Below are 26,991 nucleotides of genomic sequence, written 5' to 3'. Positions count from 1 at the left end.
AAGTAATTAGTCGGAGCATTGCCAATATACATCTAACATTTCAAAATAACTACTTGGCTTAACGCAGTCATTGCACTAATTTTATACTTTCTTAACTTATAAAAAATAAACAATATAAAAAAAGAACGGCATTTTGCAATGATCACATAAAGTTAGATACAGTTATTTCATTAGGTAACTGTTTGGGCATGAGCACGATATAGTAACCGGGCTCATGCTTTTTAATTAGTGTATTTAAAATCACAAACTATGCTTGTGTGAAAATAACCTTTAAGAGCTGTAACAAAAGAATCGTAAAATCTCTGTCCGTTCTTGAATGCGAATAGGATTTTTACTTACGATGATGTATTACTCTCGTAAAATTAACAACAATATCCCATCTATCTACCCTTTGCTTATCCGAAGTAAATAGATCATTCACTTCTATCATTTCCAACGAATGAATGAGAAATCTACTAGATAGACAGCTGCGATTGCCCCTCGATCACGAAGTATACATACTGGATCATACCATTTAGTATGACAAAGCGAATAGCGCAAATGGTGTGGAATGCCTTCTTCTATACATTAGCGATTCAATGGATTCATTTGTCTATTTTTTAGCATATGATTAGGTTTTATATCATCTATCATCTGTACACATTACAATACTAAAAGTAAAAGGTAGCTGTTCCCGAATTTTTGTTATGACGGAATAACATGGTTAATATAGTAAAGTTTCATTAAACTATCAAAATTATAAACAGCTAGATGGCTACTGTGACTTGTTGCTAACAGGAACCAATCCTATTGACTAATTAAACAACCTCTGATACAACTGCCTCATCGTCATGGATATTTTTCCCTCTATCTATTTTCAGACTCATCATGACAATGAATGAGATGCAGTATAGCGCTGCTAAGTATGTCATTGCTAATGACATACTGGCGTGTTCGAGAATAAAACCTACTAAAATTGGAGATAGTCCACCAACGGCCCTCCCAAAATTAAAAATGGTGTTTGTTGCCGTACTTCTAATATCAACACGATAGAAACGGCTTATTAAGGCTCCATATCCAGCAAACATCCCATTTGAAAAGAATCCAACAATCGCTCCGCCGATGAGTACACCAGTACTTCCAGTTGCATATGCGTACATAAATACAGCAGCCGCAGAAGCAAGGAGGAAAATACCATAGGAAACCTTTAAACCAAATCTATCTATAAACCTACCAAAAGTCAGCATCCCCGCAATCATTCCTACAGCAGTACTGATTGTCCAGATTGCTGAGCTTGAAACAGATAATCCTTGAGATTGCTGTAGCATCGTTGGAAGCCAAATCATTAAACCATTATAACCAGCGATTTGTACAGTTGCCATCACAGCTAAGCCGATCGTTGTTAATGCAACACGTGGCGAATGAAACAGTTGCTTTAGCTTACCTTGTTTTTGAATTGCCGGTTTTTGCTTCTGTGCTGCTAGCCATTCTGGTGATTCTTGCAAATTTCTTCTAACAAAATAAGCAAATATAACTGGAATGATTCCAACTAAAAACAAGCCCCTCCAGCCAAAAATTGGTAAGAGCACAGAACTTAAAACAGCGGCTATAATAACTCCGAACTGAGCGCCAATACTGACATAAGAAGAAGCGCGCCCTTGCTTATTTTTCGGCCATGCTTCTGCGACAAGCGCCATACCAATACCGTATTCTCCGCCAGCCCCAAGTCCTGCAATAAATCGGAAAATATATACTTGTTCAATGTTAGTTGCCAATCCAGTTAGCGCCGTACCAATCGCAAACAGGAAAATCGTATACGTAAAAATACGTACTCTACCAAACTTGTCCGCTAATATACCAAAGATTATGCCGCCGATAAGCATACCTATATTTGTAATAGATGATATAAATCCACCCGTAGTTAAATCAATTTGAAAATCAGCAACGATTAAAGACATAGCAAAGGAAATGAACATAATATCCATGCCTTCTAATGTTAAACCAGTTACGGAAGCTACCACTGCTTTGTTACGATATTTCATTTTTTGTCTCCTTTCAAGCCTCACTGGACTTCGTTTAAAGGTGTTGAGTTTTCATCCGAAGCTTATTTAGTGTTAATATAAAATAAAATACCCTTTATCCAGAAGAGGAAAAGGGCATGAACGGTTATTTTAATAACTATAATAGTCACGTCACTACCCTTTTTGGTCTCTCTGGACCATCTTAAAGGAATATGCTGTTATATATATTAGCATATTGACGAAAAGCATGCAATATTGTTAATTTCTAAATTTAATACTAATGCATCGCATTCACTCTCTTTTCATTTACTTACCTAAAATCTCCCTTGTCTTCTCCAGAATTTCCTCATCTTTTAATCGAAATTTGAACTCAACTCGTCGAGATTTCTTCGCATTATATCCACCCTTATCATCTGTGCGAACATCAGAAAATGACTTGCTATTAACGGTCAGCTTTTCCTCTAAATGCTGTTGAATATTCTTATATGGAAAATCCGCACTTAAAATATATGCTGCAACACTATATGCCCTATCTTGTGAAAGCTTTAGATTATATAAATAAGTGCCATCTCGATCAGTATGCCCTTCAATAATAATCTCCGCGATATATTGTTCATAACCACTTTGCAAAAGTATATCTAAGTATTTTGGCACGAACTCATCTAAAAAAGTAAACGATTCTGGCTTTAATTCATCTTTGTTGTATTCAAAGAGAATTTCCGTGTTAAAAATAATGGCGCCTGTCTTATCATCGACTTCAACCCCGAGTTCTGAACCGCTAAATTCTTCTTTTAAGTCATTCACCAATTTCGCACGCACTCCCATAATTTGATCTAGTGTTTCCTTCATTTCTTCAATCTGTAATGATTTAATGACCATCATACAGATAAAAATTAGCATAAAGCAGAGTAAAATGGTTGTCAGTAAATCTGTAAAAGATGGCCAGAAATGACCTTCATCCTGATCCTGCTTAAATAATCGTTGATATTTAGTATTCATTCTGACTCAACCTTATCGGATTATTCGGTGTTGTTGTTCGCTGTACAAAAGCTGTTAGCTGTTGGTTAAGTATTTGAATCTCACGGTTAAGATCTTGCAAGGTTTGTTGAATTAAACGGGCATGACTCTGTTCATTAGCTTCAGATGTTCGACGTAGGTCTTGAAATTCCTTGCGAATCCCATCATTTGCTCCTTGCATATAATCACGAATCGCCTGACCAACTTTATCCAATTTACTTCCAAGTGACCCTTCAAGATTTGTCACATAAGTTGATAACGTATCCTTTAAGACGCCTACACTTGTCTCTAACTGGTTTTCTCGTTGTTGAAATGCTTGGTTCATTTGTGAAATGGTCGTATTCATTTCCTGAATTAACTGGTTATTTTTCATTCCCAATTGTTCATATGTGCTGGAAGCTTCCTGCATATGCTTCTCAAAATTCATCGAATCAGCTAAATGTGTCTTCAAATGTTGATTGAAGGTTTGATTAAATTCTTTTAGTTCTGTAAAACGATCCGACAATAAATGCTTATATTCTGCCTGTGTTTGATTAATAACATCCAATGCTTCAGGGAGCTTCACAATGGAATGCCCCATCTTATCAAAACCTGTAGAAAGCTCTCGTAGCTGTGTCATAATCCCAGTCAACTTGGTAGAAAGATCTTCGCCGAAGACTTGCTTAAATTCCTTATTATGACTGGCCATCCGCTCGACTAAATCCTTGGACTTACCATTAATACTTTCAAATATCGTATGCAACGAGCTTTGCTCTTCTAACAGATCAGAAGTAAATTGCTTCATATCACCTACCGATTTATCAAATTGTTGGAGTGTATCTAATTGAGCACGGGAAACTTCTTTTACCTTTTCATACGTATTTTCAAATGCTTTCAACATTCGTTCATTTCTGCCGTCAATACGCTTAAAATACGTAAATAATGCTTCGAAGTTTTCATTCAGATTTTTAGTTCCTTCAGAAAACCCATCTGTTACATCCTTCATATAATCAAAAAGTTGTTGAAAATGACGAAGATTTTCAGAGAGCCCATCATTAAATGAAGCTAAATCCTTTGCTGACTGCTGAAGTCCTGTTGTATATTCTTGAAACCCAGTAAATGCAGCTACTATCCCTTGTAACGACTCTTGGTTCGTTGCCTGCAAGCTTAGAATTGATTCATTAATGGTTTCAGATACTTGGATTAATTGACTAATACCGTGCTGTTCATTCTCTTCTAATTTTGATTCAGTCATCAGCATAATATCTGTGAGCATAAATTCCGTATTGAGTACTTTAATCAATACCGTCATCACCAGTGAGAAGCCCATCCCTGCTATACTCGTATAAAAGGCAACATCAATACCTGCTAAAACACCCGCTACCCCTTCGACTAAATCACTTCCTTCGATATTAATGCTACTTAATGATGACGTTAAACCTATAAATGTTCCTAATACCCCTATCAAAATAAACATCGAAACTGTCATTTGAATTATTTTTATTAAACTAACCACAGGTACATTAAACAAACGCCAACTAGAAAACTTCTCCTGTACGAATGTTTCTGCTTTTACAGCCTCTCCTTGCTGCTTCTTATCATATTGTTGTTTAAATGAAACTAGTGGTTCTATCTCCATTTGACTGGTATCTTTTAAGAAATCCCTTATTTTCTTTAGCTTGTTAAACAACGCCAAATGTACCAAAAGCGCGACCATAAATGTGACAAACAAAACGATAAAGATAAGCTCTATCATCGGGTTTGCTAAGATCGCCTCTGCTTTTTGTTCGCTAGTAAATAGTTTTAATATCGATTCAATCATTCATCTTCCCCCTAATGTAGAGATTCAACAGCTGCTTTGTTAGGTCTTAGTGAATGTTTATGCTGTATACATCTTACTATATAGCTATTCATGGCATGGCCAATTCATGTATAGTTGTTGAAATATAACCAGCTGATGCAAGAACAGGAAAGATGTTTGCAAAAAAATCTTCTGTAACAACGATATAAGACGATAACTGCGTGTTGCTACGGATAAGTGCACAAACAATACAAAATTTAAAGCAAGCCAAAAGGTGCTCCTCTGTCTTTCCTACGAGAAGCACCTTTTAGTTTCATAATTAGTTATTTATACGTTTGATTTTATTTTTATTTAACTGTTGTGACAGGAAAGATGATTGTATTCAATAATGCACCCATAATAATGATCATGGCGGAAAAATAAAACCACAGCATTAGAACAACAATACTACCCAATTGACCATAAAAAGCAGTATAATTATTTTGGCTAACAAATGATGAAAAAACGATAGAAACAATCTGCCAGCCAATCGTTGAGAAGATTGCCCCTGGAAGCACGTTTCTCACCTTGAGATTAATATTTGGAGCAAAATAATACAATCCGATAAAGAAAACCATTATAAATATGCTTCCGACACCCCATTGAAACAAGAACCAGTACCCTTGAAATCGCTCAATAAACTGGACATCCTGTAAATAATGTCGCATGAATCGATCCACTAACGGAATCACTACAGTGAATAAAATAGCAAACATTAACCCAAGTGTTAATACTAAACCCTCGATAACTTGTTTAATAAAATTCTCCTTCGCTTGAATACCATAAATTTCATTAAGAATTCGTTTCAAGCATTGCACACCCATAGAAGAAAGCCAGATACTGATCAGAAAACTGAAAAAAGCCATCTGTTGATTCGCTAAAATATTCGATATCGTATTTTCGATTAAGCTATATGTACCTTCTGGGGCAAATGGACGCACAAGTTCAATAATATAATCTTCGCTTATAGGTAAATATGGAAGCAGCGAATAAATGACTAAAAGAAACGGGAAAATAGAAAGCAGAAAATAATAGGCCATTTGCGCAGACAAATCATAGACCTTGAAGGTAAAATATCGATTTACCAACTTCTGAAGTACTCTAATAATAGCCATGAAGAAGACTCCTTACATACCTCGCATAAAGTAAAACTTCTATCCGTGGGGTTTTGTTTTTCCCCACGGATTGGTAGTGCCACAAGGGTATGACCTAAAGGCCCTTAAACCAATCGGACATTTACTGGCAGTCGTCCACCATTTAACCATATTGGTTTCACTTTTTTGCTGAAATGGGGGCTTACTGTCAGTTATATGCGGGATACATTTATATACAAATAAGAATTTGTTTTCATTCTCATCCTCTACTTTATACTATTATTCTTCCCCGCCCTTTAGAAACATTATTTAAACTATTTATCGACTCTTTGCTTCACAATATTTCCCACTCTATTTCGTGTATAATTAAAATGCCAGTTATATGCGGGATACATACAACAATACACAAAAAAAGTGTGTAGCTGTCCCAGCTATAACAAACAGATGCCACACTGCATGGTGATAACGAAAACCTCGCCATACATAGAAAATAGCTCCAAACGTGTAACAGAGACCACCGATCACAAGCAGTGTCACACCATTAGGATGTAGATTATTAACAATCTGATCCCATCCTAATGTAACCATCCAGCCCATTGCAATATAAAGTATCGTTGAGGTTATCAGATATTTTTTCACAAAGTACGCTTTAAATACGGTTCCGGCAATTGCAAGTCCCCAAATAATACCAAACATTGTCCATCCTAATGCACCTTGTATAACAAGAAAAGTAAACGGTGTATATGTCCCAGCAATAAATAGATAAATGGACGAATGATCAAAGATTTCAAATAGATCTTTCGCCTTACCTGGCGGAAATGCGTGTACCAGCGTTGATGATAAATAGAGAATTACCATCGTTGTACCGAATATCGTAAAGCTAACAACATGCCACGCTGTCCCGTACAAGGATGAATATACAATTAGTACAATCAATCCTGCAATACTCCCTAATGCTCCTATCCCATGCGTTATCGCATTGGCTATTTCCTCACCTTTTGAAAAAACATGTGTTTGTGCCAATTGATCATTCCTTACTATTCTATATTTACAAATAATTTTTCTACATTACTCCCTCATTGATCACTAATTATAGTATAACAATAAGATATATATAATACCTTAATAAGCTTACTCCATATTTTTTCTTATTAGAAGCTGGAACCTCTCTCTATAATCAATTTAAATTGGTAGAAGTATAGAAGTAGACCCTTTGCAGGTTTAAATAGATCCGCCTTTAACCTATCTACTATCTTTAGCTATCTTTGAAGGATAATTGCCATTTCTTGTCGAATAACATAGTGAATAAGTAAGAAAGGATGAACAAAAGTGCATGATTCATTTATTTCATTATTTGGATTTATACCACCATTATTTTATTTAGGTTTTATCGTATTTGTCATTTGGTTTCTGACCCAAATAATTCAAATTCAAAGGCAGAGAAATGAAATTCTAAAAGAAATCCTACAAATGATAAACAAAATGTCTGATTAGATCGAGGCATGAAGATAACTAAGCTGGTCTTTTCTAAAGACCTGCAACACACTACATTATCTTCGGAAAATACGAAAACTCCTTGATTAAGAAAAATGTTTTTCTACGTGGGTTGTATCGCTACCGAAGTTTCCCTTATCCTGTGAGTGGATACACATCTGCGACTTAAAGCTGTGTCAGCACGAAGAGGCTCACCGGCGACCCACGGTAACTCCAGATCAGCTTCGTTACACGAACTATCAATCTATTTATTCGTTATTTCTCCGATTAAAATACTTTTTTCCCATCGCTATTGGAGAACATATATTTTCCATACAACAACGGTTCACACTCCTCATAAGTAAATAGCTTTTGTAGCTCTTCCAGTTGTTGCATGAACGTCAATCGTTTTACGACAGCCTATGTTATTTAAATACCTTCTTTACCTCTAACTGGTGTTAGCGTGCATATCCTTTCTACACTGTTTATATAAGGCTTAGCTTTTTGAACGAGTGCTTGTGTTACGTTCAAAGTTAACGAATCCTGATGTGCTTCCTGACTTTCCCACAATTCATAAACATAGATATCTGTATCCCTTTCATTTGCTAAGTTAACTATATAGAACTGACACTCCTCTAATTCTTCCATTTCATCTCCTGCATTTACAAGTATTTCCGCTAAGTATTCCTGCCTTCCACGAAAAGCAGTAAACTTTGTAATTAATCCAAATCTACGCAAACCAAACCCCTCCTTTTATTTATTCGTTCGGCAAATCATTGTCATTATCCTGCTTGGCGAAAGCATTAATTTCACTTAAAAAAACTTATAAATAATTACAATTACTTATATTTATAGTATAATGAAAACAAAGCACAGAATGATGGAGGCGGATCTGTTTGTATCAAGAAGAAAGATTGATTGGCATACTGGAGTTTCTTCAACTTAATAATAGGATATCTGTTGAGCAAATCTGTTCCTTGTTTGCCGTTTCCAGAGACACAGCCAGAAGAGATCTTGTCAAATTGGAAGAAGAACAAGCGATTATCCGTACACGAGGAGGCGCTATTCTCCCAGCATATCATAATGAAGTAAAAAGCTATTCCAATCGCTTAACGATGGTGTCTATTGAAAAAAAAAGTATTGGAAAAAAAGCGGCTATGCTCATTTACCCAAGAGACAGAATCATTTTAGACGCATCAACAACTGTTCAATCCTGTGCTGAGCAGCTCAATAATATTGACTGTACAATCATTACAAATTCAATTAATCAGGCAGATCTATTATCTACTAAATCTGAAATGAATATTCAACTACTTGGAGGAACCTTGGAAAAGGATCACCGTTATTTATATGGTCCATCAGTCATTAGTAAACTTTCAGAATACCTTGTTGATAAAGCGTTTATTGGTGTAGTAGGAATATCTGAACATGGATTAACCGTCGCTCATGAAGAAGATGGGATTGTAAAAAGAAAAATGATGCAACAGGCAAAGCAAGTTATTGTTTTAGCCGATAGTACGAAGTTAGGAAAATCAGATTTTTTCCGCTTTGCTGAGATACGTGATATCGATTTATTAATAACCGATCGAACTCCTTCACAAGCGTTTAGAGAGTTACTAACTAAGCATAATGTAGAGCTATTAACCACAGATTTGCATGAAATAGGAGATGACTAACATGACAAAATTAATCGCCATTGATTTGGATGGAACCTTGCTAAACGAAAACAACAAGATAAGTATAAAAAACCTCGAAGCGATAACTTCTGCTCAGTCGAAAGGGATAGAAGTCGTTATCGCTACTGGGCGTGCGCACTTTGATGTTCAAACACTTTTTAAAGACACGGGTATTAACACGTGGATTATTGGAGCGAATGGAGCAACCATACACAGCCCAGATGGTAAATTATACCGATCAAAAGCAATTCAAAAACAGGATGCAGTCAACATACTGAACTGGCTTGAAAAAGAGGACTATTATTATGAAGTATTTAGTAATCATGCCATCTACACACCACAGCATGGCAGAGAATTACTAGCAATCGAAATAGATAGAATGAAAAGTGCGAACCCAGAAATTAATGTAGATCAGTTATCCGATGCTGCAAATAAGCAGTTTAGTCAAACTGGCTTTTCATTTATACGTTCCTACCGAGACTTCATTGGTCAGGATTTGGATGTTTATAATGTTCTTGCATTTTCGTTCAATAAAGTAAAGTTGGAAAAAGGAAGAAACCACTTTAAAAATCTAACCAATTTATCGATTGTTTCTTCAGCAGAGCATAACTTTGAATTAGAGCACATTGATGCTTCCAAAGGAAATGCATTAAGCATGCTAGCAGAGGAATTTAGAATTGAGCTATCAGAAACAGCGGCCATCGGTGATAGTTTTAACGATTTATCGATGTTGGAAATCGCTGGTAAAAGTGCAGCAATGGGGAATGCTCCTCAGAAAATTAAAAACTCGTGTCAAGTAGTTACTTTGCCTAATACAGAAGATGGCGTCGCTCACTTTCTTCATTCATTACGTTAAGAAAATTACGGAATGATACTCTGTTTGGCGTGACGTCGAAGATGACGGCGTAACATGCAGCGTATTTTCTGAGCGTGTCCCTTATTGGACATGCTTTAGCTTGTAGAAATCCTAGTCTCTACAAGCTTTTTGATTAGAATAAAAATAATATAGCCACTGAATATGCGAGACGCCTTTAAAAAGAAGCATGCTTTTTCTGCGTGCAATTTATCGCTGCCGGAGTCATTTTATTCAAGAAAAAACTCCTTTCTATAAAATTCTTTTTATTCATTTCCCAGTACGTATAAGTTTAAAACTTTATAGCATTTCAAAAAATATGGAGGTGGACAATAGTGAACAAAAGGAATTATAGAATAGTAGATATTGCTCCTATACTTACCATTAGCAAAATAATACCAAAAAAAATGGTAGCTATCGAGAAGAATAACACTCGCTCTTTTCTTATAACAAAAGATAGACAGAACAGAAACGCAGGTACTGGAAACAGAATACTTAAAGGTTCCCATTTGGTGACAAAATAGAACATTGCTAATAGGAAAGCACTATATCCGAACACGGATCTAAGTAGTAGTATTAATTTTTTATTTCCAGTTTCATGAACGCTCCACAAACCAACATAATGCTCCGTCCTATCTTTTAATGGTTGTTCATCTTCATAATAGAAATAAATAGGCTGGAGATATGGTATTTTTTGTTGCACTAAATCTTTCCCCCAAATAAATGACTTTCCCGCTATATCAAACGTGTTGTAGATATTCCTATTCTGTACAGATACTTTTGGATAAGCGGAAGTCGGGGTATGTTCTGTGTCAATGGAAAAAGTAATTCGCTGATTCTCTGTTTTCCCATAGTACGCTTTCCAAGATAAAGTTTGAATAGGAGAGAAAATGTATCTCCAGAACTGTTTTTTTACTGTAGCAGCCATACTTGTATCAACTGGTATCCAACCTTCTTGTTCCAAGTAAATTTCATTCCATACATGCGGCTGATGTTTTCCACCTGTAAACGCCCCTACCATTACACGGCAAGGGATACCAATAGCACGACAAAGGGCTGCATATAGAAAAGAAAATTCACCACAATCTCCGTTCTTATCTTTGAGGAAATGTGTAACCCCCCTAGCTTTTGGAGGAAATTTATAGTTATAATGCTTGACGATATAAAAAAACAGTAATTTTGTTTGTTCTTTTGGATTTGTTTCACTTCTAATGACATTGAAAGCGATGTGCCTTACTTCTTCGTTTACACAAACCATAGGTGTCGACCTTAAAAAGAAATTTTTTTCTTCTTGGGTCAATTCTGGCAGAATATCTTCTGTTTTGCTTAACAGCTCTATCTCGTAAGATGCTTTCATTGTTTCACCAGATTCAATTTTATAGAAACTAATCTGATTACCAATCATATCTTCATTTTCTTGAACGGGTAATGATTTCTGCTCGTTTATTATTTTCTGATACCTCGTCTCTGGTGGAGATGCTAGCCATAGGTATACATTAGCAGAAGTAGAATTAAAATATTGAAAAGTATAGGTTACCTTATTTTTCAAAGTTTCACCTGCTTTTTACTTATTTTTATATCAATATCGATTAACTTTTATCATGGATCCTACAAGAATCACCTTCACATCCTCCAACTGGAAGTATTTTTCGCTTACTTGCCAACCAGTCATATAACCTAGACCCCACCCCCACCCAAATAAACAGTTTAAGCAAGGGGACCGCGGGCCATAAAAATGGGACTTGTTTAGCTATACGTAATATACTATCTATTCCTTCTTCTATTACACCATTTATTATGATAATGGTGTGCATTCGTTTTTCCACTTTTTCATATTCTAAGCCGTATTCATTTAAAACAGCTATATTTCTAGTAGACTCATATTGAAGACGACGGAAACAATCCATTTTTGCTAGTATTTTCATGCTTCTTGTGCAAACAGGGCACCAAGTATCATAAAAAACAAGGACACGATTCTTTTCTTTAGACTTGTTCGATCTGTTCAACTTCATATTGCTTCCCCTTTCTGAGCCTTAATTTGGATAATAATCTTTTCACAGCTGTGTATGCTCGTTCATACTCTTCATTTTTCAGTAAAACAAGTTGTATGGAAATCATTGTCGCAGAAAAAGTAAACAATCCCATCACTATCGCAATGCCTATATGCATAGCGATAATATTAAAGATGGCAATATATCTAGTGTAGCGATTGAATAATAAAAATGGATATGTTATTTGCGCAAAAATAGCTCCATATGCACCAATCAGTAATAAAAAGTCGGATGATATAATTAACTCCTTAAAAAACGGATGGGTGTATTCGTCTACTTGTAAGATATAGTAAAGTGCTGTACCGTTTTGCCAAACTTCTCCCATGATCTTGTGCATACCAGATGTTAAATACATAAAGGAGACTTGTATAATGGAAGCAAGAACAGCTAAATTATGAAATGCATTGAATAAAGACGGTGACAGGGTAATACTGGAAACTTTCTGTTTTCTTCTATAACCATCCACTGAAAAAAATGCTGTAGTATTTGCAAATAACAAATAAAATAGAATAATCCTCATTACATTGTCTCCACCATCTAGAATTAAAACATTTGCATGTTGAAGAGACCAAATAAAAATGAAGTTTAAGATAGCTGTTAGTCTTCCCATGAATCCAATAGTAAAGAAAAAAGCGATTACAACACCGATATGAAAAATGATTTCAAAGTACAGTAAGGAATCATTTAATTGATAGATAGAAAAATTATTAGTGGTAAACAGTTGTTTTGTTAAAGTTTCATGATCCTGCATCCCATTTGGTCCCCACAGAAATCTTCGTTGCCCATAATGAATAAAATAGAAATATAAGATTAATAGACCAAAAGCAATTCTAATTAAACTGGTTCCCATTAACATATGTTTTTGTGTAGATAGCTTCTCATAAATTTTATTCAAAACTTGGCATCCTCCTTTGAGTAAATGTTTGGTTTAATTTTATAATATTTAAAGCATATCCATAAAAAGCCCTTACGAATGAAAATGACGTGATTTAAAATAGTTAGAATTAATTAATCACATCACATCTTTTATGTGACGTGTTCTCTTACTCAGATTACCCGGGTACCTCTGGCGATAGATAACTGTTGAAAATGCATTAAAACACAGGAGAAACTTTTTCGAATTCTCGCCATTCAAATTCATGTATATTTGTTTTATTTTTAAAGGTTGGATTGCTCTGTTCCGAATAAGGTGTAGCCTCTGTTTGTCTAACGATTAATTGTGTACGTGCTATATCTTCTCCAGGATATAAACTGCTTACGTAAGATTGAGCATAACGATTTAATATGTCAATCCCATCTTCTCTTTGCTCTTTTATCATTTCATTATCCAGAATATAGTCAAAATCTTCCTTATTTAATTTTTTTTCTTCTACTTTTTCAGATAGCTTCATGGTTATGTCATCTTTTTGATGAAGGGCAGTAAAAGCGCCTCGCTGAATTCTAACTAAACGATTATAAGGTGTAAAACGATTTTTATAGTTCTTTTCAATCATAAAAGACGTTAAATTAATCCATTCTGTTGTCTCTCCATTAGCCAATTCTGCACGTACTAGGAATTGGTTGTTCGTACTTGCTGGATTGGGAGCAAATAATCTCCAGTTCTGTGAAAACAAAGGTTCCATATATCCATTTATTATAAATCCGAATTTTGCTTTTACAGGATTAAAAGGGGCTAAATAAATAGCGGTAAATAAAAAATGTATGGAAAACAAAATAATAGAAAATATTATAATAATTTTTTTCAACATAATATCACCTCTATCTATTGGACGATTGTCCCATGTTTTGGGACAATCGCCTTTTATTTAATGTAAATATTTATTGATCAAAAACCACTTTAATATTTTCATAACCAGTCGGGCTTGCATTCATTGCACTGCCTCCTAATGCATCATATGCATCAGCACCGGCTTTAGCTGTAAACCCTCCAACAAAAGCTGTTGCTGCAACACGCGAAGCTTGCATTGCATAAGCTCCTGCAGCTGCTGGAGTTGCTTCAGGAGACACTTCATTGTTAGAAGCTAATTCAGTCTGGACAGCTGTTTGCGTTTCAATATCATCAGCACCGGCAAGGACAGATGTTGTAGCAGTACCTCCAATAAATAAACTTAATGTTAAGACTCCTGTTATTAGCTTTTTTTTCATTAAACTATTCCTCCCATTCATATTAAAAAATAAATTACCAACTACACCTACCTGTACTTATCTTGATATCTTATTCATAGATCCCCTCCTTCAAAGAGGTTGTACAAAAAGTCGATAATGAGAACATATGAATTTCTTCGTTTACTTACTACTTACCATCGAACTTCTTGTACTTTCTATCCTCCTTCTAGATAGTAATAAACCTATTTCATGTACAAAGTAACACAGGTAAAATGCAATTAATGTCATAATTTGTTGAAAACATGTAAAAAAAAGTTAATATTTTTTACACAAATTATGAGAGCAAATTTAGGTTTTATGCAGCCAGCTATTCCATAGGGGATAAGAAGGTAGTTTAGAGTAGTGGTCATGAAAGCATGGATAGCGTGAGCGAATATTCCTTACTATTGATGTACTTCCCTGTAATTCATGCCTGTCCAAGGGTACTTTTGAAAACGATTATGATTCTATTTTGAATGATCGTCTAATATTTAATAGATAGGCAGTTTTAAGTTTAAATATAAGGTTAGCATCGCTAATTAATTACAGAGGGGGCAAAAGAAAATAAGATAAAGAACATATATGATATGTTCCCATCAAAGTAAACCGATTAAAATTGTCCTTAAGATTGTGCTTAGCGTTGTAAATCTGAGTGTATAGAGGAAATATTTCACTCATTTTTTTAAAAATCATCTACATAGAACTACGGATATGTTATTACATTACTAAGTGGGTACTTCATTTGATGACAAACTACATGGTAATATACATTAGTTATTAAGATTCCACAGTTCAGGAATTGTTACAAAACGATATCCTCTCCGCTTAAGAATTGTTATCATATTTTTTAGTGATTCGACTGTTCCCGTTAGGTCCTGCGAACTATGTCCAGCACTATGCATAAGTACTATAGCTCCTGGATGAGCTAAGTTAAGCACAGTTTGAGAAATGTCTGTGTTTGAAAGTTCCTTCCAATCCTCCGTATCAATAGACCAGCCAATGCCTTTATATCCCATATTACCGAGCTCTTGTACAAATTTTTCACTTATATCTCCATATGGTGCTCTGAAGAGTGTCGAACTTACTCCCGTAGCTAATAATATTTGTTTTTCTGTACTCTTAATTTCCCATTTCATCCGATTAACACTAGTCTTTGTCAATTGAGGATGCCAAAATGAATGGTTACCAACACTATGACCATCTTCAACAATTCTCCTTGCCACATTAGGATACTTTGAAACACGTGCACCCATTAAGAAAAAGGTTGCCGGAACCCCTTCCCTTTTTAATATATCTAAAATTTTCGGGGTATACTGTTGATCAGGGCCATCATCAAAGGTTAATGCAATAACCTTTTGGTGAGTTTTCCCTTGATACATCATTATGTTCGGATAATTTATTTGCAATGGATAGTTAGATACATCTGCAATAGAAACTCTACAAAATATAATTATTGTTAATAAAGTAATATAGAAAAGTAAAGAATATCTTAACAATTTCATATCAATAAACTCATCCCCCTTACCTACTGTTTTATTATGACTATCTTAGAATATTATATTCATTATTTGGATTCGGAGTGGCTAGTGGGATTTAGAGATATTTCAAGGATAGTTAAGGAATTTTAACATCAAGGGAAACGTTTAAAAACTGATTAAAGACATACTTGATGTCGTTAGTGGTAGTACCTGTAATTGCTAAATAGTATGATCAACTCTTGCAAATAGAAAATTTCACTTTTAATTTCTTAAGTCGCTGTTTATTAATAGCTTCTTGAATATCAACATATGTAGCATTAGGGAAGACGAATTGAAGTGCATCCATCATTGCGCATATGATACCTATTTTTGATGAAGAAAATCCTTACATAAAATAGCATCACCACCTGGGGGGCAGTTAATCGGTTAGGATCAAGGTCGAAGTATTAACATCATTTACTCGCGAATTACAGGTATTATAAAGAAACATAGTTGAACAATACATACACCTCGTTTAAATATAAACACGATTAAACGAGAGAGATATGTGTGTTTATAATTACTGGTTAGAAACAAACTTCATCCTCATTTGTACAAGCAAGGCATCGAAGTACCTTATCATCCCCTATGTTTCCTTCTAAAAATCCACCATTACAGTAAATAGGCTTTTGGCATATCGCACAATAACCAACCATTTCTTTTTCCATCCATCATTATCCCCCTTTTTATATAGATAAAATACTTTAGTAGACAACACATAGACTTTATGACAAAATATTACGGTGTTGAGGCCAACTATAAAAGTATAACTGCCATTCAACATGATTGGAGGACACCATGAGCAATCGAAATAAAGGAATTATCTTACTACTTTTATCTGCATTTGGTTTTTCTATGATGGCAGCTTTTGTTAAGCTATCAGGTGATGTACCAACTGTTCAAAAAACGTTCTTTCGAAATGCTATTTCCATGATTATTGCATTTGGATTCGTCAAACATTATAAGGAACGTTTATTTGGTAAAAAAGAGAATCAAAAAATTCTCTTGCTACGATCTAGTTTAGGAGCAATTGGTATTATTTTATATTTCTATGCTATTGACCATCTTGTTCTATCTGATGCAGATATGCTAAACAAGTTAAGTCCATTTCTTACTATTATATTTGCAGCAATCTTTTTAAAAGAAAGAACATGTACTTTTCAAATTGTTGCTATAATTATTGCCTTTATCGGAACTTTATTTATTATTAAACCAGCATTCTCGGTAGATACGATACCTTATCTCGCCGGTTTTCTTTCAGCTGTGTTTGCCGCAGGAGCATACACCGTATTACGCGTATTAGGAAGTAAAGAACAGTTTTATACAGTCGTTTTTTATTTTTCATTCTTCACGACAATGATATTGCTGCCATTCGTGCTTGTTTTTTATGAATCAATGAGCCTGCAACAATGGACATATCTACTAGCAGCTGGTGTATTTGCAACTGTTGGTCAATTCGGTATTACGATTGCATATAAATATGCTCCTGCAAAAGAAATATCCATATTCTTCTATTCTACAGTAATTTATTCGGCGTTCATCAGCATTGTTTTATTCGATCAAATTCCCGACGTTTGGAGTATAATTGGGTATATTACAATCTTCGGTGCATCATTCTATATGTTTTTAAGGAACAATGCAGTTAAATAATTGTAACATCTTTTCTAATATGTAGGTCATTTAATAGTAATACATGTTTTCCCAAAATAACAGACAATAGGTTATGGTCACTTTGTTTTATCGCATTTACTACTAAAGGGGAATAATTAATGTTTAATAATAAGATTAAAAAATATTGGAATATGTACGCTAAAGAGAATGATTTAAACATGAACCTTCCAGAAGCATGGATGTTTGGGGATGGTACCAAAGAAATGGGAGATGAATTAGGAAGTTTAGTCGTTAATGGAATCAAAACTGGAACATGCGCTGCTCATTGTGTTTATGAACTGGAAGGAGAAGAAATTCCAAAAGTTGGTCAGTATGATATTGTATTAGACGGTGATAATAATCCATTAGCAATTATAAAATATACAAAGATCGATTTTATAAAAATGAATGAAGTATCAAGTGATTTTGCAAGATCTGAGGGCGAAGGAGATTTAAGCTATGATTATTGGTATCGTGAGCATGTCAAATTTTTCACTTGGGAATTAAGTCAGTACGGCCTTACTTTTACCCCCGACTTATTACTAGTCTGTCAAACATTTAAGGTAATGGATGTTTATAAGGATTAAGGTATAAATTAAAGAAAAGAAATACTTATCAAAATATAGCATGTGAATGACTCAATACTAGCGCTCATCCCCTCTACGCTAGTTAGGATTTATTGATAATGGTGAAAGGTTTGGTAAAGAAATGGCAGTCGTTAAAGTAATCACTACCTTATAGAACAATGGAGGTTCGTTCCATTGATTCGCTCCCCTATCATTTAATAAAAAAGGGCTGATTCACAGAATGAATCAAGCCCTTTTGTTACTTACTTACAGTTTCATTGTAATTGCTCTCTTCGTAGCCACATGTAGCAAGGCTTGTAAAATGGTCAGGTGCTACCTTTGCTTTCATTTTCATTGAAATATAGTAGACGAAGCCTGAAGCAATTAGTGACTGAACAGCAGGAAGACCAAAAGTAGTTACATACTGTGTCAAATAACCTAGCATTGTACCTACCACTAAAGCAATAGTAGCCATCCAGTTCCAGCCTTGATGATCTGTCCACGTACGTTTACGGATAAAAAAGAAGTCTACCATTATTACACCCGCAATTGCTGGGTACACTAATGCAGTTAAATATAAAAAGTCCATAAAATAATCAAGGATACCCGCTAATGATATGATAATAGCAACGACTGTACCAGCAAAGGTGAGCAACGCTCTTCCCTTATTGGAATTCACATTTAACATATTAGACAATGCTAATCCCATACTATAATTGTTAACCAATTGACTCGTCCATGTGGCAAACCAGAGGATTAAAAATCCCCACACTGGAAACCCTAGATTCAACATTACATTAACAATATCTGCTTCCCCAACTCCAACAGACATAACAGCTCCTACAATAAATAGCGGAAGGCCTATGATGGCAATACCTGCAGGAATAAGTGCATTATCCTTTATTGTTGGTTTAGCATATCGTGTATAATCTGAAGCAATAACCCACTGAGATACATTTACACCAATAACTAAACTAATAGCTGCAAATATCCCCATCGAAGGGGCTGGATTCCAATTGGAGATTGTTTCCCACCCTGTATTTCTTAATGCAAAATAAATTCCCGCTCCAATTAGAAGAAGTCCAGCAGGAACAGCAATATAATCTGTCCATTTCATGGAACTATACCCAATAATAGAGGGTATAGCAAAAAGCAAACCCGCTATCGCCGTTATACATGCCCATAGCCCCCATTGTGTGGTGTAATCAATTCCAAACATCGCAGATATCGCATTACCTGCCACAGATGTCTGTACGGCCCACCATCCAAGCGAGACTACAAAAATAGTTAAACCTACAATAAACCTTGCTTGCATCGCACCAAAACTAGTTCGGGCTATAACAGATGAGGAACGTCCTGTTTTTGCACCAATATAACCTTGTAATGCATTTCCTATCCATTGTATACCAAATAGAGCTACTAAAAGAATAAAGAAGGTTTCCCCAAGTCCAAAGCTACCCGCAAGTGTAGCTCCGACCATTAATACTGGTATCGTAAATTCAAGACCACCAAATATCATTGCTGGAGTCATCCAATGCTGACGTTGATCGATTGGAACTGCTTGTAGAGCATTATCTTGTTCTATTGCTTTCCCTTTTTTCTCATTCAATTGTATCCACCCCTAATAATTCAATATTCTGAAAAAAATCTGTAAAACAATAGTAGAAAAGATGCTTTCCTTTCTACTTATTGTTTACTTTCCTTTTACTGTTCATTTACAAGTAACCAGACTATTTCACAGGGAGCATCACTATTATTTATTGCCCAATGCTCCTCACCTGCTGGGATGAAAGTTGCAGCAGATTCTCCAACTTCAAAGGCTTCCCCGCCACTTTCACCAGCTATTTTTCCTTTTACAATAACGGAATATTCATGTTCAAAATGAGAGGAAACACCCACTACAGGTACCCGTTCACCAGGTGCAATAATAGCTGTGCCAAACTTCACAGTTTTTTCTTTGTTTGTAAATAAAGTCGTTAATCCTAATTTTTTGAGACCATCTTCTTTTATTTTCATATCTACTCCGCCTTCCAGCTATCTTCTGTTTGCTGATTCTTTATAATCAAACGTTTGAGGGTCAATGCTAACTCCAAATACATGCTCTGCCTCTTCCACGGTGTAATATTCATTTTTCACATCACGAACAACTTGTTCAGCTGGCCGTTTCATTGGGTCACCATATCCACCACCAGTAGCAGTCATTAGTTTTAACACGTCATTTTTCTGAAGTTGATAGCGCGGGTAAACACCAAAAGGTCCATCGATATCTCCGTTCGCTTTATGGATATAAAACTCATTTAATGATCCATCTTGTCCACCATTTATCCCCCATAGCCGATACTTATTACGTCCAAATGTGACCGTAGCTGATTGCTCATCTGTTAATGCTCTATATGATCGAATAACACCCTTACCGCCGATATATTGTCCAGCCCCAGATCCATCAATACGTAAACTATATTCATCAATCATGACACCGTATCTTGTTTCCGCGACCTCGACCGGGACATTATATGTCTCACCATCTAACACACAGAACTGTCCGCTTGCACCATCCTGTCCTTCAGCTCCCCCCCAGCCACCAACAGAAGGTTCTACAATCAAAAATGGTTCCTCCGTGTCATGATGCTTTCCAGTTAAAGTAACAGCACATACAGATAATAAATGAGCTGCTGCTAATTTATCAGGTATGTGTGGAGCTAAGGCTTTCCAAATTAAATCTGTACAACCTAGCATTGTCTCAAAATAATTAGAAGTAGGAGCTGGTCTTTCTGCTGACATAATCGACTTATCATCTACAATTATTTCTAATGGACGAAAAACCCCATCATTCACATTTTGATCTGGATTTGTTATAGCTAAAAAAATGGTTCTTACCGCTGACGCTAGTCCAGTAAACGAGCAATTGACCGGACCTGGAACTTGAGGACTGCTACCCCTGAAGTCACAAGTAAACGCATCCTCCGTGATTGTAACCTTTACTTGAATCGGAAATGGTCCATTTCCAATTCCATCTGTTTCTACATAACCGCTTGCTGTATAGGTCCCCTTCGGCAATTTGGTGAGCTCTTGTCTTGAGATCGTTTCACCGTGATCCAACTGGCTACGAATAGCGGAAACAATTAGTTCTTTACCATGCTTTTCACATAATTCAACAACACGTTTCTCGCCGGTTTTAAGGGCAGCTACTTGAGCCCACATATCTCCTAATGATAGATCAGGAAATCGCACATTCGCCTTTATCATTTCAACCAGTGGTTCATTTAATTTCCCAGCATCAAATAGTTTCAATGAAGGGAACTGTAAACCCTCTTGAAAAATATCTCTCGAATCATTGGTGAATGATCCCGGATCCTTTCCTCCCACTTCTGTCCAATGCGCTTTATTTGCCGAAAAAGCAATTACCTCCCCGTCATAGAAAATTGGCATAACTAAGCCTACATCAGATAGATGGGAACCTCCACCACCATATGGATCATTGACAATAATAATATCCCCCGGATGCAGATTACCAGTCTCCCCGTATTTCTCTACCGTTTGTTTAACCATAAAGGAAAGCATTCCTATAAAGCCAGTTACTCCATTCCCTTGAGTAAGCAATTGTCCTTTTGCATCCGTCAATCCACTAGCATAATCTAAAACCTCATAGATAATCGGACTCATAGAGGTTTTGGCTAAGGCGATAAACATTTCATCTCCAGTAGCTAGCAAAGAATCTTTGACGATTTCCAATGTAAATGGATCTATTTTTGTTTCATTAGATAACATTTACTTCGCCCCCGTTTCTATTATTAAATTCCCATAATCATCTACCGTTAAGGATTGTCCTTGATAAACTACCGTAACCGCCGCTTTTTCTTCGACAATAGCTGGTCCATATATCGGGTTGTTAATAGGCAGTTTTTCACGCTGGTACACATCGGTTTTCTTCCAGCCCTTGGGATCTTCAAAATAGACATCTCTTGTTTCTATTTTTGCTTCTTGTAATGATGTATGACGCTTTATTTTCTTTATAGAAGGCTTGGCTACTTTTCCAAAAGCAGTAACATGCAAATTAACCATTTCAATTTCTGTATCTGGTAATTGGAAGGTATAGTTCTGCTCATGTAACTTATGGAATGCATCAATAATCTTCTTGACATCCTTTTCCGACCAATTACCAGCTGGAACTGGGACTTTGACAGTGTGCTCCTGGCCAAGGTAACGCATATCTGCAAAGCGATGAAATAGTACATCATTTTTCGGAATTCCTTCATTAGCAAATTGATCATAAGCCGACTGCTCCATTATATGCCATTCTTGATGCAACGCTTGTAGGTCTAACTTATTTATTCGTTTAATATACGTTTTAATATAGTCGTGACGGAGATCAGTCATTAACATCCCCCAAGCTGAAAACACTGGTGATGCTATTGGAATGACTACTTTTTTGACACCTAGCTCTTTTGCCAGCGCTGTTGCATGCATGGAACCACCGCCTCCAAAAGCTACTAATGTAAAATCTTGTGGATTGTGCCCCTTTCGAATGGAAATTAACTTTAATGCATTTAACATATTAGAATTTGCTATACGAATAATTCCTAATGCTGCTTCCTCAGCCGTCATCATTAAAGGATTGGCGATTTTTTCTTCCATAACCTTTTGTACAGCTTCCATATCAACTGGAAAGTCAAAATTTTCCGGAGAAAGACGTCCTGTTAATACATTCGCATCTGTTGTAGTTGGTTCTGTCCCCCCCTGTCCATAACAAACGGGTCCAGGCAGAGCTCCAGCTGATTCAGGTCCGACTTTTAGTGAACCGGCCTCGTCCATCCAAGCAATGGAGCCTCCTCCATTTCCGATTTCCACGATATCCACTACCGGTGCTTTAATCGGATACCCTGCAGTACGATCATTTCGTTCGATATAATAATTGGTAGATACTTTCACTTCGCCATTTTCGATGAGTGAGCATTTAGCCGTGGTACCACCAATATCAAAAGCTATTACATTTTTTTCTCCTATAATCTCTCCCAGCACAGCAGCGCCATATATTCCTGCAACAGGTCCAGATTCCACCATATTAATCGGTGTTTTTTTTGCTTCGTCAAAAGTCGTAGTTCCGCCATTCGATTGCATAATAAAGTTGTTACTATTCGTATTAAATTCCGTCAATTTGCGATGTAATTTATTAATGTATGATGTTGCTGTTGGCTGGACATATGCATTTAAAGCGGTCGTATTCGTTCTCTCGTATTCCCTCCACTCCTTCGTTACTTCATGCGATGCTGACACGGCAACCTCTGGCCATAACTCCTTGATCAACTTGACTGTCTCCATTTCATGTTCTGGATTCACATAGGAATGTAAGTAGGTGACTGCGATTGCCTCTACCTGCTCACACTTAAAATATTCGATTGCTGTTTTAACCTGTTCGCGGTTTAAAGCTGTTTGAACCTCTCCTTTATAATTAAGGCGTTCATCCACTTCCCTCCGCAAATAACGCTCAATAAATGGCTCTGGTTTTTTGTAGCGAATATTAAATAAATCAGGACGATTACCACGAGCGATTTCCAAGACATCACGAAATCCTTTTGTAGTAATGAGACCCGTTTTGGCACCCTTTCTTTCCGTTAGAGCATTTATAATTACAGTAGTTCCATGTATAAAAGTTTCGATTGCTTCTTTATCCATGTTACTTTTTTCTAATACATCGATAACTCCCTGCTCAAAGTCAGGAGGAGTAGTATGGCTTTTGGCAACTTCTACTTTTCCATCTTCATCAACATAAACTAAATCCGTAAACGTTCCTCCAATATCTGTTGCTACCCTCATAGTATTACCGCCCTTTCTAAATGAATTAGTTATTTAAAAAATCACTGGTGTTAGTACACACAATAAAACAGCATCTTCATTCGTTGGATTCTTCCACTGATGGACTTTGACAGAAGGAAAATGAATCGAATCTCCTTCATTAAGGATATACTCCTTCTCCTCTACCTTAAAAATCACCACCCCTTTTACTATGTAATAAAGCTCTTCCCCAGGATGACTGAACTTTTCAATAAATGTTTTATTGGGTGGAAGAGTTACCATCATTGGCTCCATTTTACGGTCAGGAAATTTCCCCGCTAATCTTACATGCGTTACATTAGACCCCTCTAGCTTGAACGGCTTTTGATCTTCCTTGTGCACAGCATAATTGTAATTTTCTATTTCATGGAAGAAATAAGAAATATTAATTTGAAACGCGTCAGCAATTTTTTTTAGCGACGTAATCGCAAGAGATGAGGAACCTCTCTCTATTTGGGATAAAAAACTAACCGAAAGCTCTGTAGCTTCACTTAAGTCCTTCAATGTCATTTCCTTTTCTAAACGTAAACTCTTAATCTTTTTGTGAATATGCTCCATTTTTGAATATTCCAACTCCTATAATTACACTTTTACTGTATTTATTTTACTTATACTATATTTTTTCTTATCCTATCAAAATAATTTTGTAATTGCAAGAAAACTTTTTATTTTTGTAAATGTTATACTTGATTCTGATTTCAAATTCCACGCTTCCTTATTTCAAGAAAAAAGCCTGAATTCCTTATCTGTTAAGGAATTCAGGCTACATTCTTATAACTTTATTATTTTGTAGTCTAGTAAACATTTCCAGCATCCTGTTACATATTCGGTAGAAAAATATATTTATACAGTAGAATATTTTAATGGTTAGCTTAGCTAACATCTAATTTTGAAATCTTCCATTTACCATCTATCTGCGTAAAAGTAAAGACCATATCTAACCTTCCATGTAATTCACATTGGTGATTGGAGGTCAGTTGGTAAGTGTTTTGATTTATCTTTTTTAACGAATATGGATTATCCTTAATAAACTTCGGATGACCGTCCTGTGGAATTAAATATAACGCGTCTTCTCCCTCATTCACATAGTCGCTCCATAAGCTTCTGGCAACTTCACTAATCATAAAATCGGAGAATTCTTTATAAAGCTGCTCTTTTGTTTTGATTGTTTTAAATTTATATCCAACATATTCTTCATAAAGCTTACTCTGGTCTACATTCGGTTCAATGATATCATACATTTGATTATACTTATTTAATACTGGTATAAAGACAGCTTCACTAACCATATCCTGTTCTTTTTTTGTATCTAGCTTATTTTCTTGCTTTTCATCACTTTCTTTTAAACGATCATCTTGGACTTCATATTTCTCTACTTCATCTATAGAAGTTTTTAGCTTATCAGTTGAATCATCTACATTCATTTCTTGATTGGTTTGCTTCGACGTTTCATAAGCAAGCACAACGGTTTCTTTCTCTTTAATATTGCTTACATGTTCTCGATGCAATGCATTTCCTTGCTGTATATTTTCATCTTTTATCACATTCTCTTGTGTACCACAGCCCGCAGCCAAAAATAAGAAGAATAACATACTGATTAGAATATTTCTCAAATTTAACACCCTTCCTTTTCTATCTACTAATTAGACGTATGAACGCACTATAATGTTTCAATTATATTACAAAAATATTTCTTTTGTGTAACGGTGTGTTTAAATTAAAGTATTCTATACCATTATATTTCGGTTCTTACTCGTAATATTCCTTTATTCCAGTTTGTTCAAACAGAGAAAAAAGAACTACTCACAATAGTAGCTCCTGTTAACAAAAGGGCCTATACTCTCTTTATCCATATCTCAATCCATGAAGAAAATGGTATTTGCATCTGTAATGTTAGTTAAGGTAACTAGATTCACAATACAAAACAGAGTTCGCTACATGTTGAAACTAGATAGTCCAATCGAACTGAATAATACTAAACAAGCAATTACACTCTAATCATCTGCCAGTACTTGATAAAAACAATTGCTCCACTATTGTTCAAACCTTTCTACATGCGGGAGTAGTCTCATCAAAAACGTTGTCACACCAACACTAAACTAAAAATGTTCCCCTAGAGGCTTTTTTAATAAATCAACAATAATCCTTTCTATAGGTACAAACTTATATGTATTTATTGTTTCCTACTGGTACAATAACCTTCTTTCAATTTCTCTTCATAGTTGTTATAGGAAGGGTTTTTTATGCCATTATGATGATAAATTCAAGAGAACATAAAGCAAAATAATTATTTGTGTTAAAATAAATTTTATCTGGATTTTAATTTTAAAATGAGAACAAAAATTCCGATTTTGTTTGGTTATTAGTACTAACTAATGAAACTTATTCCTAATTAAATCGTACCTATAGATACAAAAAAATGAAGATTGTTTAATTTCTATTAATGATCTTAAATGGAGGGATTAATGTAGTGAAAAGGTCAATCGAAATGTGTCTTTTTGAGGAGGAAGATATCAAAACTGTACAAGAATGGTTTAATGATCACGAGATTCAAAACCGTTTAGAGGGAATGTTACCTCTAATGGAATGGTTTAATAATATAAAAGAGAATACCCAATATTTTGTATGGCTCACCCTTGAATGTAATCAACCAGTAGGTATAGTTATGGTAGAAATAGAAGATGATTGTACAGGCAGTATTGCACTTGCTGTGAAACCGTCTCTCCGTAATAAAGGGTATGGAAGGCTAATTATTGAAAAAACAATGCTTTTGCCAGATATGCAATCTATTAAGAGATGGTATGCAGGAATCGAAGAAGATAATGTCGCTTGTTTGAAATGTTTTGAATCAGTCGGATTTGCATTGCAACATACACAGCCTGATAAACACGGTTTTTACTTACTAATTCGTTAATCCCCCACCTAGGACTGAGCATATTTTCTACTTTATTGCTTTTTTGGTGTTAGATCGAAAATGCAACAACTCTATTTCAATGGGTATCTTGCTTACTACTGTAATATGAAAAACTACTAAATGTACATAATTTATTTAGGAGATTTCAAAAACTATATCAAATAAACTTATATAGGATATAGGAACCACCCTGGTACATGAAGACCAAAACAAGATTCTATTCCAAGTATAGTGCTACTGCTCCGCTTTAAAAGTGAATAATTATTGTTCGTTTATCTGATTATACTTATTTAAATAATTTACTAATTTAGTGAATTTCATAATTATGAGCCTTTGTGGCTCAATGGGTTTAAGACATAAAAAATGGAGTACCTCCCCAAGTCT

Annotated in this window: 26 protein-coding genes; 6 read left to right on the top strand and 20 right to left on the bottom strand. The window is 35.5% G+C overall.

Annotated elements, in window-relative coordinates; translation table 11 throughout:
• Nucleotides 1–797: 797 nt before the first annotated feature.
• The 6 genes from Q1A47_RS12605 to Q1A47_RS12580 all read right to left on the bottom strand — a co-directional run bounded on the left by Q1A47_RS12605 (nucleotide 798) and on the right by Q1A47_RS12580 (nucleotide 6,953).
• A complete protein-coding gene (locus tag Q1A47_RS12605) occupies nucleotides 798–2,021 on the bottom strand; it encodes an MFS transporter (protein ID WP_166530756.1) in 1,224 nt (407 codons plus the stop codon).
• A gap of 285 nt (nucleotides 2,022–2,306) precedes the next feature.
• Entirely contained in the window at nucleotides 2,307–2,999 is a 693-nt protein-coding gene (locus Q1A47_RS12600) for an OmpA family protein (protein WP_026683024.1), read from the bottom strand.
• Nucleotides 2,989–4,818, bottom strand: coding sequence for a MotA/TolQ/ExbB proton channel family protein (locus Q1A47_RS12595; protein WP_166530757.1), 1,830 nt, complete (start codon nucleotides 4,816–4,818; stop codon nucleotides 2,989–2,991). Before Q1A47_RS12595 ends, Q1A47_RS12600 begins: the two co-directional genes overlap by 11 nt.
• Nucleotides 4,819–4,906: 88 nt before the next feature.
• On the bottom strand, nucleotides 4,907–5,068 hold the full coding sequence (locus tag Q1A47_RS12590) for a hypothetical protein (RefSeq protein WP_166530758.1): 162 nt from the start codon (nucleotides 5,066–5,068) through the stop codon (nucleotides 4,907–4,909).
• 76 nt (nucleotides 5,069–5,144) lie between these two features.
• On the bottom strand, nucleotides 5,145–5,951 hold the full coding sequence (locus Q1A47_RS12585) for a YihY/virulence factor BrkB family protein (protein WP_121604921.1): 807 nt from the start codon (nucleotides 5,949–5,951) through the stop codon (nucleotides 5,145–5,147).
• 357 nt (nucleotides 5,952–6,308) lie between these two features.
• A complete protein-coding gene (locus Q1A47_RS12580; RefSeq protein WP_121604920.1) occupies nucleotides 6,309–6,953 on the bottom strand; it encodes a hemolysin III family protein in 645 nt (214 codons plus the stop codon).
• A gap of 306 nt (nucleotides 6,954–7,259) precedes the next feature.
• Here Q1A47_RS12580 and Q1A47_RS12575 point away from each other — a divergent pair, with 306 nt between their 5' ends.
• Nucleotides 7,260–7,424, top strand: coding sequence for a hypothetical protein (locus Q1A47_RS12575; protein WP_166530759.1), 165 nt, complete (start codon nucleotides 7,260–7,262; stop codon nucleotides 7,422–7,424).
• 408 nt (nucleotides 7,425–7,832) lie between these two features.
• Here the strand turns inward: Q1A47_RS12575 and Q1A47_RS12570 are convergent, their stop codons facing one another.
• Nucleotides 7,833–8,141, bottom strand: a complete 309-nt coding sequence (locus Q1A47_RS12570) for a putative quinol monooxygenase (RefSeq protein ID WP_026683020.1) — start codon at nucleotides 8,139–8,141, stop codon at nucleotides 7,833–7,835.
• 158 nt (nucleotides 8,142–8,299) lie between these two features.
• Here Q1A47_RS12570 and Q1A47_RS12565 point away from each other — a divergent pair, with 158 nt between their 5' ends.
• Together Q1A47_RS12565 and Q1A47_RS12560 are read left to right on the top strand one after the other, a co-directional pair.
• Entirely contained in the window at nucleotides 8,300–9,079 is a 780-nt protein-coding gene (locus Q1A47_RS12565; RefSeq protein WP_026683019.1) for a DeoR/GlpR family DNA-binding transcription regulator, read from the top strand.
• A gap of 1 nt (nucleotide 9,080) precedes the next feature.
• Entirely contained in the window at nucleotides 9,081–9,935 is an 855-nt protein-coding gene (locus Q1A47_RS12560) for a Cof-type HAD-IIB family hydrolase (protein ID WP_166530760.1), read from the top strand.
• A gap of 346 nt (nucleotides 9,936–10,281) precedes the next feature.
• Here Q1A47_RS12560 and Q1A47_RS12555 read toward each other — a convergent pair whose 3' ends face one another.
• From Q1A47_RS12555 to Q1A47_RS12525, 7 genes are all read right to left on the bottom strand, one after another.
• Nucleotides 10,282–11,481 (bottom strand): transglutaminase-like domain-containing protein, encoded by a 1,200-nt coding sequence (locus Q1A47_RS12555; protein WP_166530761.1) that lies wholly within the window; start codon nucleotides 11,479–11,481, stop codon nucleotides 10,282–10,284.
• Nucleotides 11,482–11,521: 40 nt separating this feature from the next.
• Nucleotides 11,522–11,944 carry a thiol-disulfide oxidoreductase DCC family protein gene (locus Q1A47_RS12550; protein WP_121604915.1) on the bottom strand — a complete coding sequence of 141 codons (423 nt, stop codon included), beginning with the start codon at nucleotides 11,942–11,944 and terminating at the stop codon, nucleotides 11,522–11,524.
• Nucleotides 11,916–12,878 (bottom strand): HTTM domain-containing protein, encoded by a 963-nt coding sequence (locus Q1A47_RS12545; RefSeq protein ID WP_166530762.1) that lies wholly within the window; start codon nucleotides 12,876–12,878, stop codon nucleotides 11,916–11,918. Before Q1A47_RS12545 ends, Q1A47_RS12550 begins: the two co-directional genes overlap by 29 nt.
• A gap of 199 nt (nucleotides 12,879–13,077) precedes the next feature.
• A complete protein-coding gene (locus tag Q1A47_RS12540; RefSeq protein WP_166530763.1) occupies nucleotides 13,078–13,728 on the bottom strand; it encodes a DUF5819 family protein in 651 nt (216 codons plus the stop codon).
• A gap of 73 nt (nucleotides 13,729–13,801) precedes the next feature.
• Nucleotides 13,802–14,128: a hypothetical protein gene (locus Q1A47_RS12535; RefSeq protein ID WP_121604912.1), complete on the bottom strand. Its 327-nt coding sequence runs from the start codon at nucleotides 14,126–14,128 to the stop codon at nucleotides 13,802–13,804.
• 770 nt (nucleotides 14,129–14,898) lie between these two features.
• Entirely contained in the window at nucleotides 14,899–15,624 is a 726-nt protein-coding gene (locus tag Q1A47_RS12530) for a polysaccharide deacetylase family protein (protein ID WP_299632312.1), read from the bottom strand.
• Between the two features lie 548 nt (nucleotides 15,625–16,172).
• Complete coding sequence (locus Q1A47_RS12525; RefSeq protein WP_166530764.1) at nucleotides 16,173–16,313, bottom strand: hypothetical protein; 141 nt, start codon at nucleotides 16,311–16,313, stop codon at nucleotides 16,173–16,175.
• A gap of 130 nt (nucleotides 16,314–16,443) precedes the next feature.
• Between Q1A47_RS12525 and Q1A47_RS12520 the strand changes: the two genes are divergently transcribed.
• Both Q1A47_RS12520 and Q1A47_RS12515 read left to right on the top strand, forming a co-directional pair.
• Nucleotides 16,444–17,295 carry a DMT family transporter gene (locus tag Q1A47_RS12520; protein WP_166530765.1) on the top strand — a complete coding sequence of 284 codons (852 nt, stop codon included), beginning with the start codon at nucleotides 16,444–16,446 and terminating at the stop codon, nucleotides 17,293–17,295.
• Between the two features lie 119 nt (nucleotides 17,296–17,414).
• Nucleotides 17,415–17,882 (top strand): ASCH domain-containing protein, encoded by a 468-nt coding sequence (locus tag Q1A47_RS12515; RefSeq protein ID WP_166530766.1) that lies wholly within the window; start codon nucleotides 17,415–17,417, stop codon nucleotides 17,880–17,882.
• 238 nt (nucleotides 17,883–18,120) lie between these two features.
• On the opposite strand, the gene Q1A47_RS12510 is transcribed toward Q1A47_RS12515, so the two are convergent.
• From Q1A47_RS12510 to Q1A47_RS12485, 6 genes are all read right to left on the bottom strand, one after another.
• Nucleotides 18,121–19,470 (bottom strand): cytosine permease, encoded by a 1,350-nt coding sequence (locus Q1A47_RS12510; RefSeq protein WP_026683016.1) that lies wholly within the window; start codon nucleotides 19,468–19,470, stop codon nucleotides 18,121–18,123.
• Between the two features lie 95 nt (nucleotides 19,471–19,565).
• Nucleotides 19,566–19,877: a cupin domain-containing protein gene (locus tag Q1A47_RS12505; protein WP_026683015.1), complete on the bottom strand. Its 312-nt coding sequence runs from the start codon at nucleotides 19,875–19,877 to the stop codon at nucleotides 19,566–19,568.
• A gap of 18 nt (nucleotides 19,878–19,895) precedes the next feature.
• Nucleotides 19,896–21,629: a hydantoinase B/oxoprolinase family protein gene (locus Q1A47_RS12500; RefSeq protein WP_026683014.1), complete on the bottom strand. Its 1,734-nt coding sequence runs from the start codon at nucleotides 21,627–21,629 to the stop codon at nucleotides 19,896–19,898.
• The gene (locus Q1A47_RS12495) at nucleotides 21,630–23,675 is read right to left on the bottom strand and encodes a hydantoinase/oxoprolinase family protein (RefSeq protein WP_026683013.1); all 2,046 of its coding nucleotides are present in this window, start codon (nucleotides 23,673–23,675) and stop codon (nucleotides 21,630–21,632) included.
• Between the two features lie 33 nt (nucleotides 23,676–23,708).
• Nucleotides 23,709–24,251 (bottom strand): helix-turn-helix domain-containing protein, encoded by a 543-nt coding sequence (locus Q1A47_RS12490; RefSeq protein ID WP_026683012.1) that lies wholly within the window; start codon nucleotides 24,249–24,251, stop codon nucleotides 23,709–23,711.
• A gap of 314 nt (nucleotides 24,252–24,565) precedes the next feature.
• Nucleotides 24,566–25,306 carry a hypothetical protein gene (locus Q1A47_RS12485; protein ID WP_026683011.1) on the bottom strand — a complete coding sequence of 247 codons (741 nt, stop codon included), beginning with the start codon at nucleotides 25,304–25,306 and terminating at the stop codon, nucleotides 24,566–24,568.
• 857 nt (nucleotides 25,307–26,163) lie between these two features.
• Between Q1A47_RS12485 and Q1A47_RS12480 the strand changes: the two genes are divergently transcribed.
• A complete protein-coding gene (locus Q1A47_RS12480) occupies nucleotides 26,164–26,607 on the top strand; it encodes a GNAT family N-acetyltransferase (RefSeq protein WP_240455734.1) in 444 nt (147 codons plus the stop codon).
• Nucleotides 26,608–26,991 lie beyond the last annotated feature (384 nt).

Source organism: uncultured Virgibacillus sp. (genome assembly GCF_947495635.1).
Lineage (GTDB): Bacteria > Bacillota > Bacilli > Bacillales > Amphibacillaceae > Virgibacillus > Virgibacillus salarius.
The sequence above is the reverse complement of the archived record's forward strand: the minus strand, read 5'-3'. Positions and strand labels throughout refer to the sequence as shown.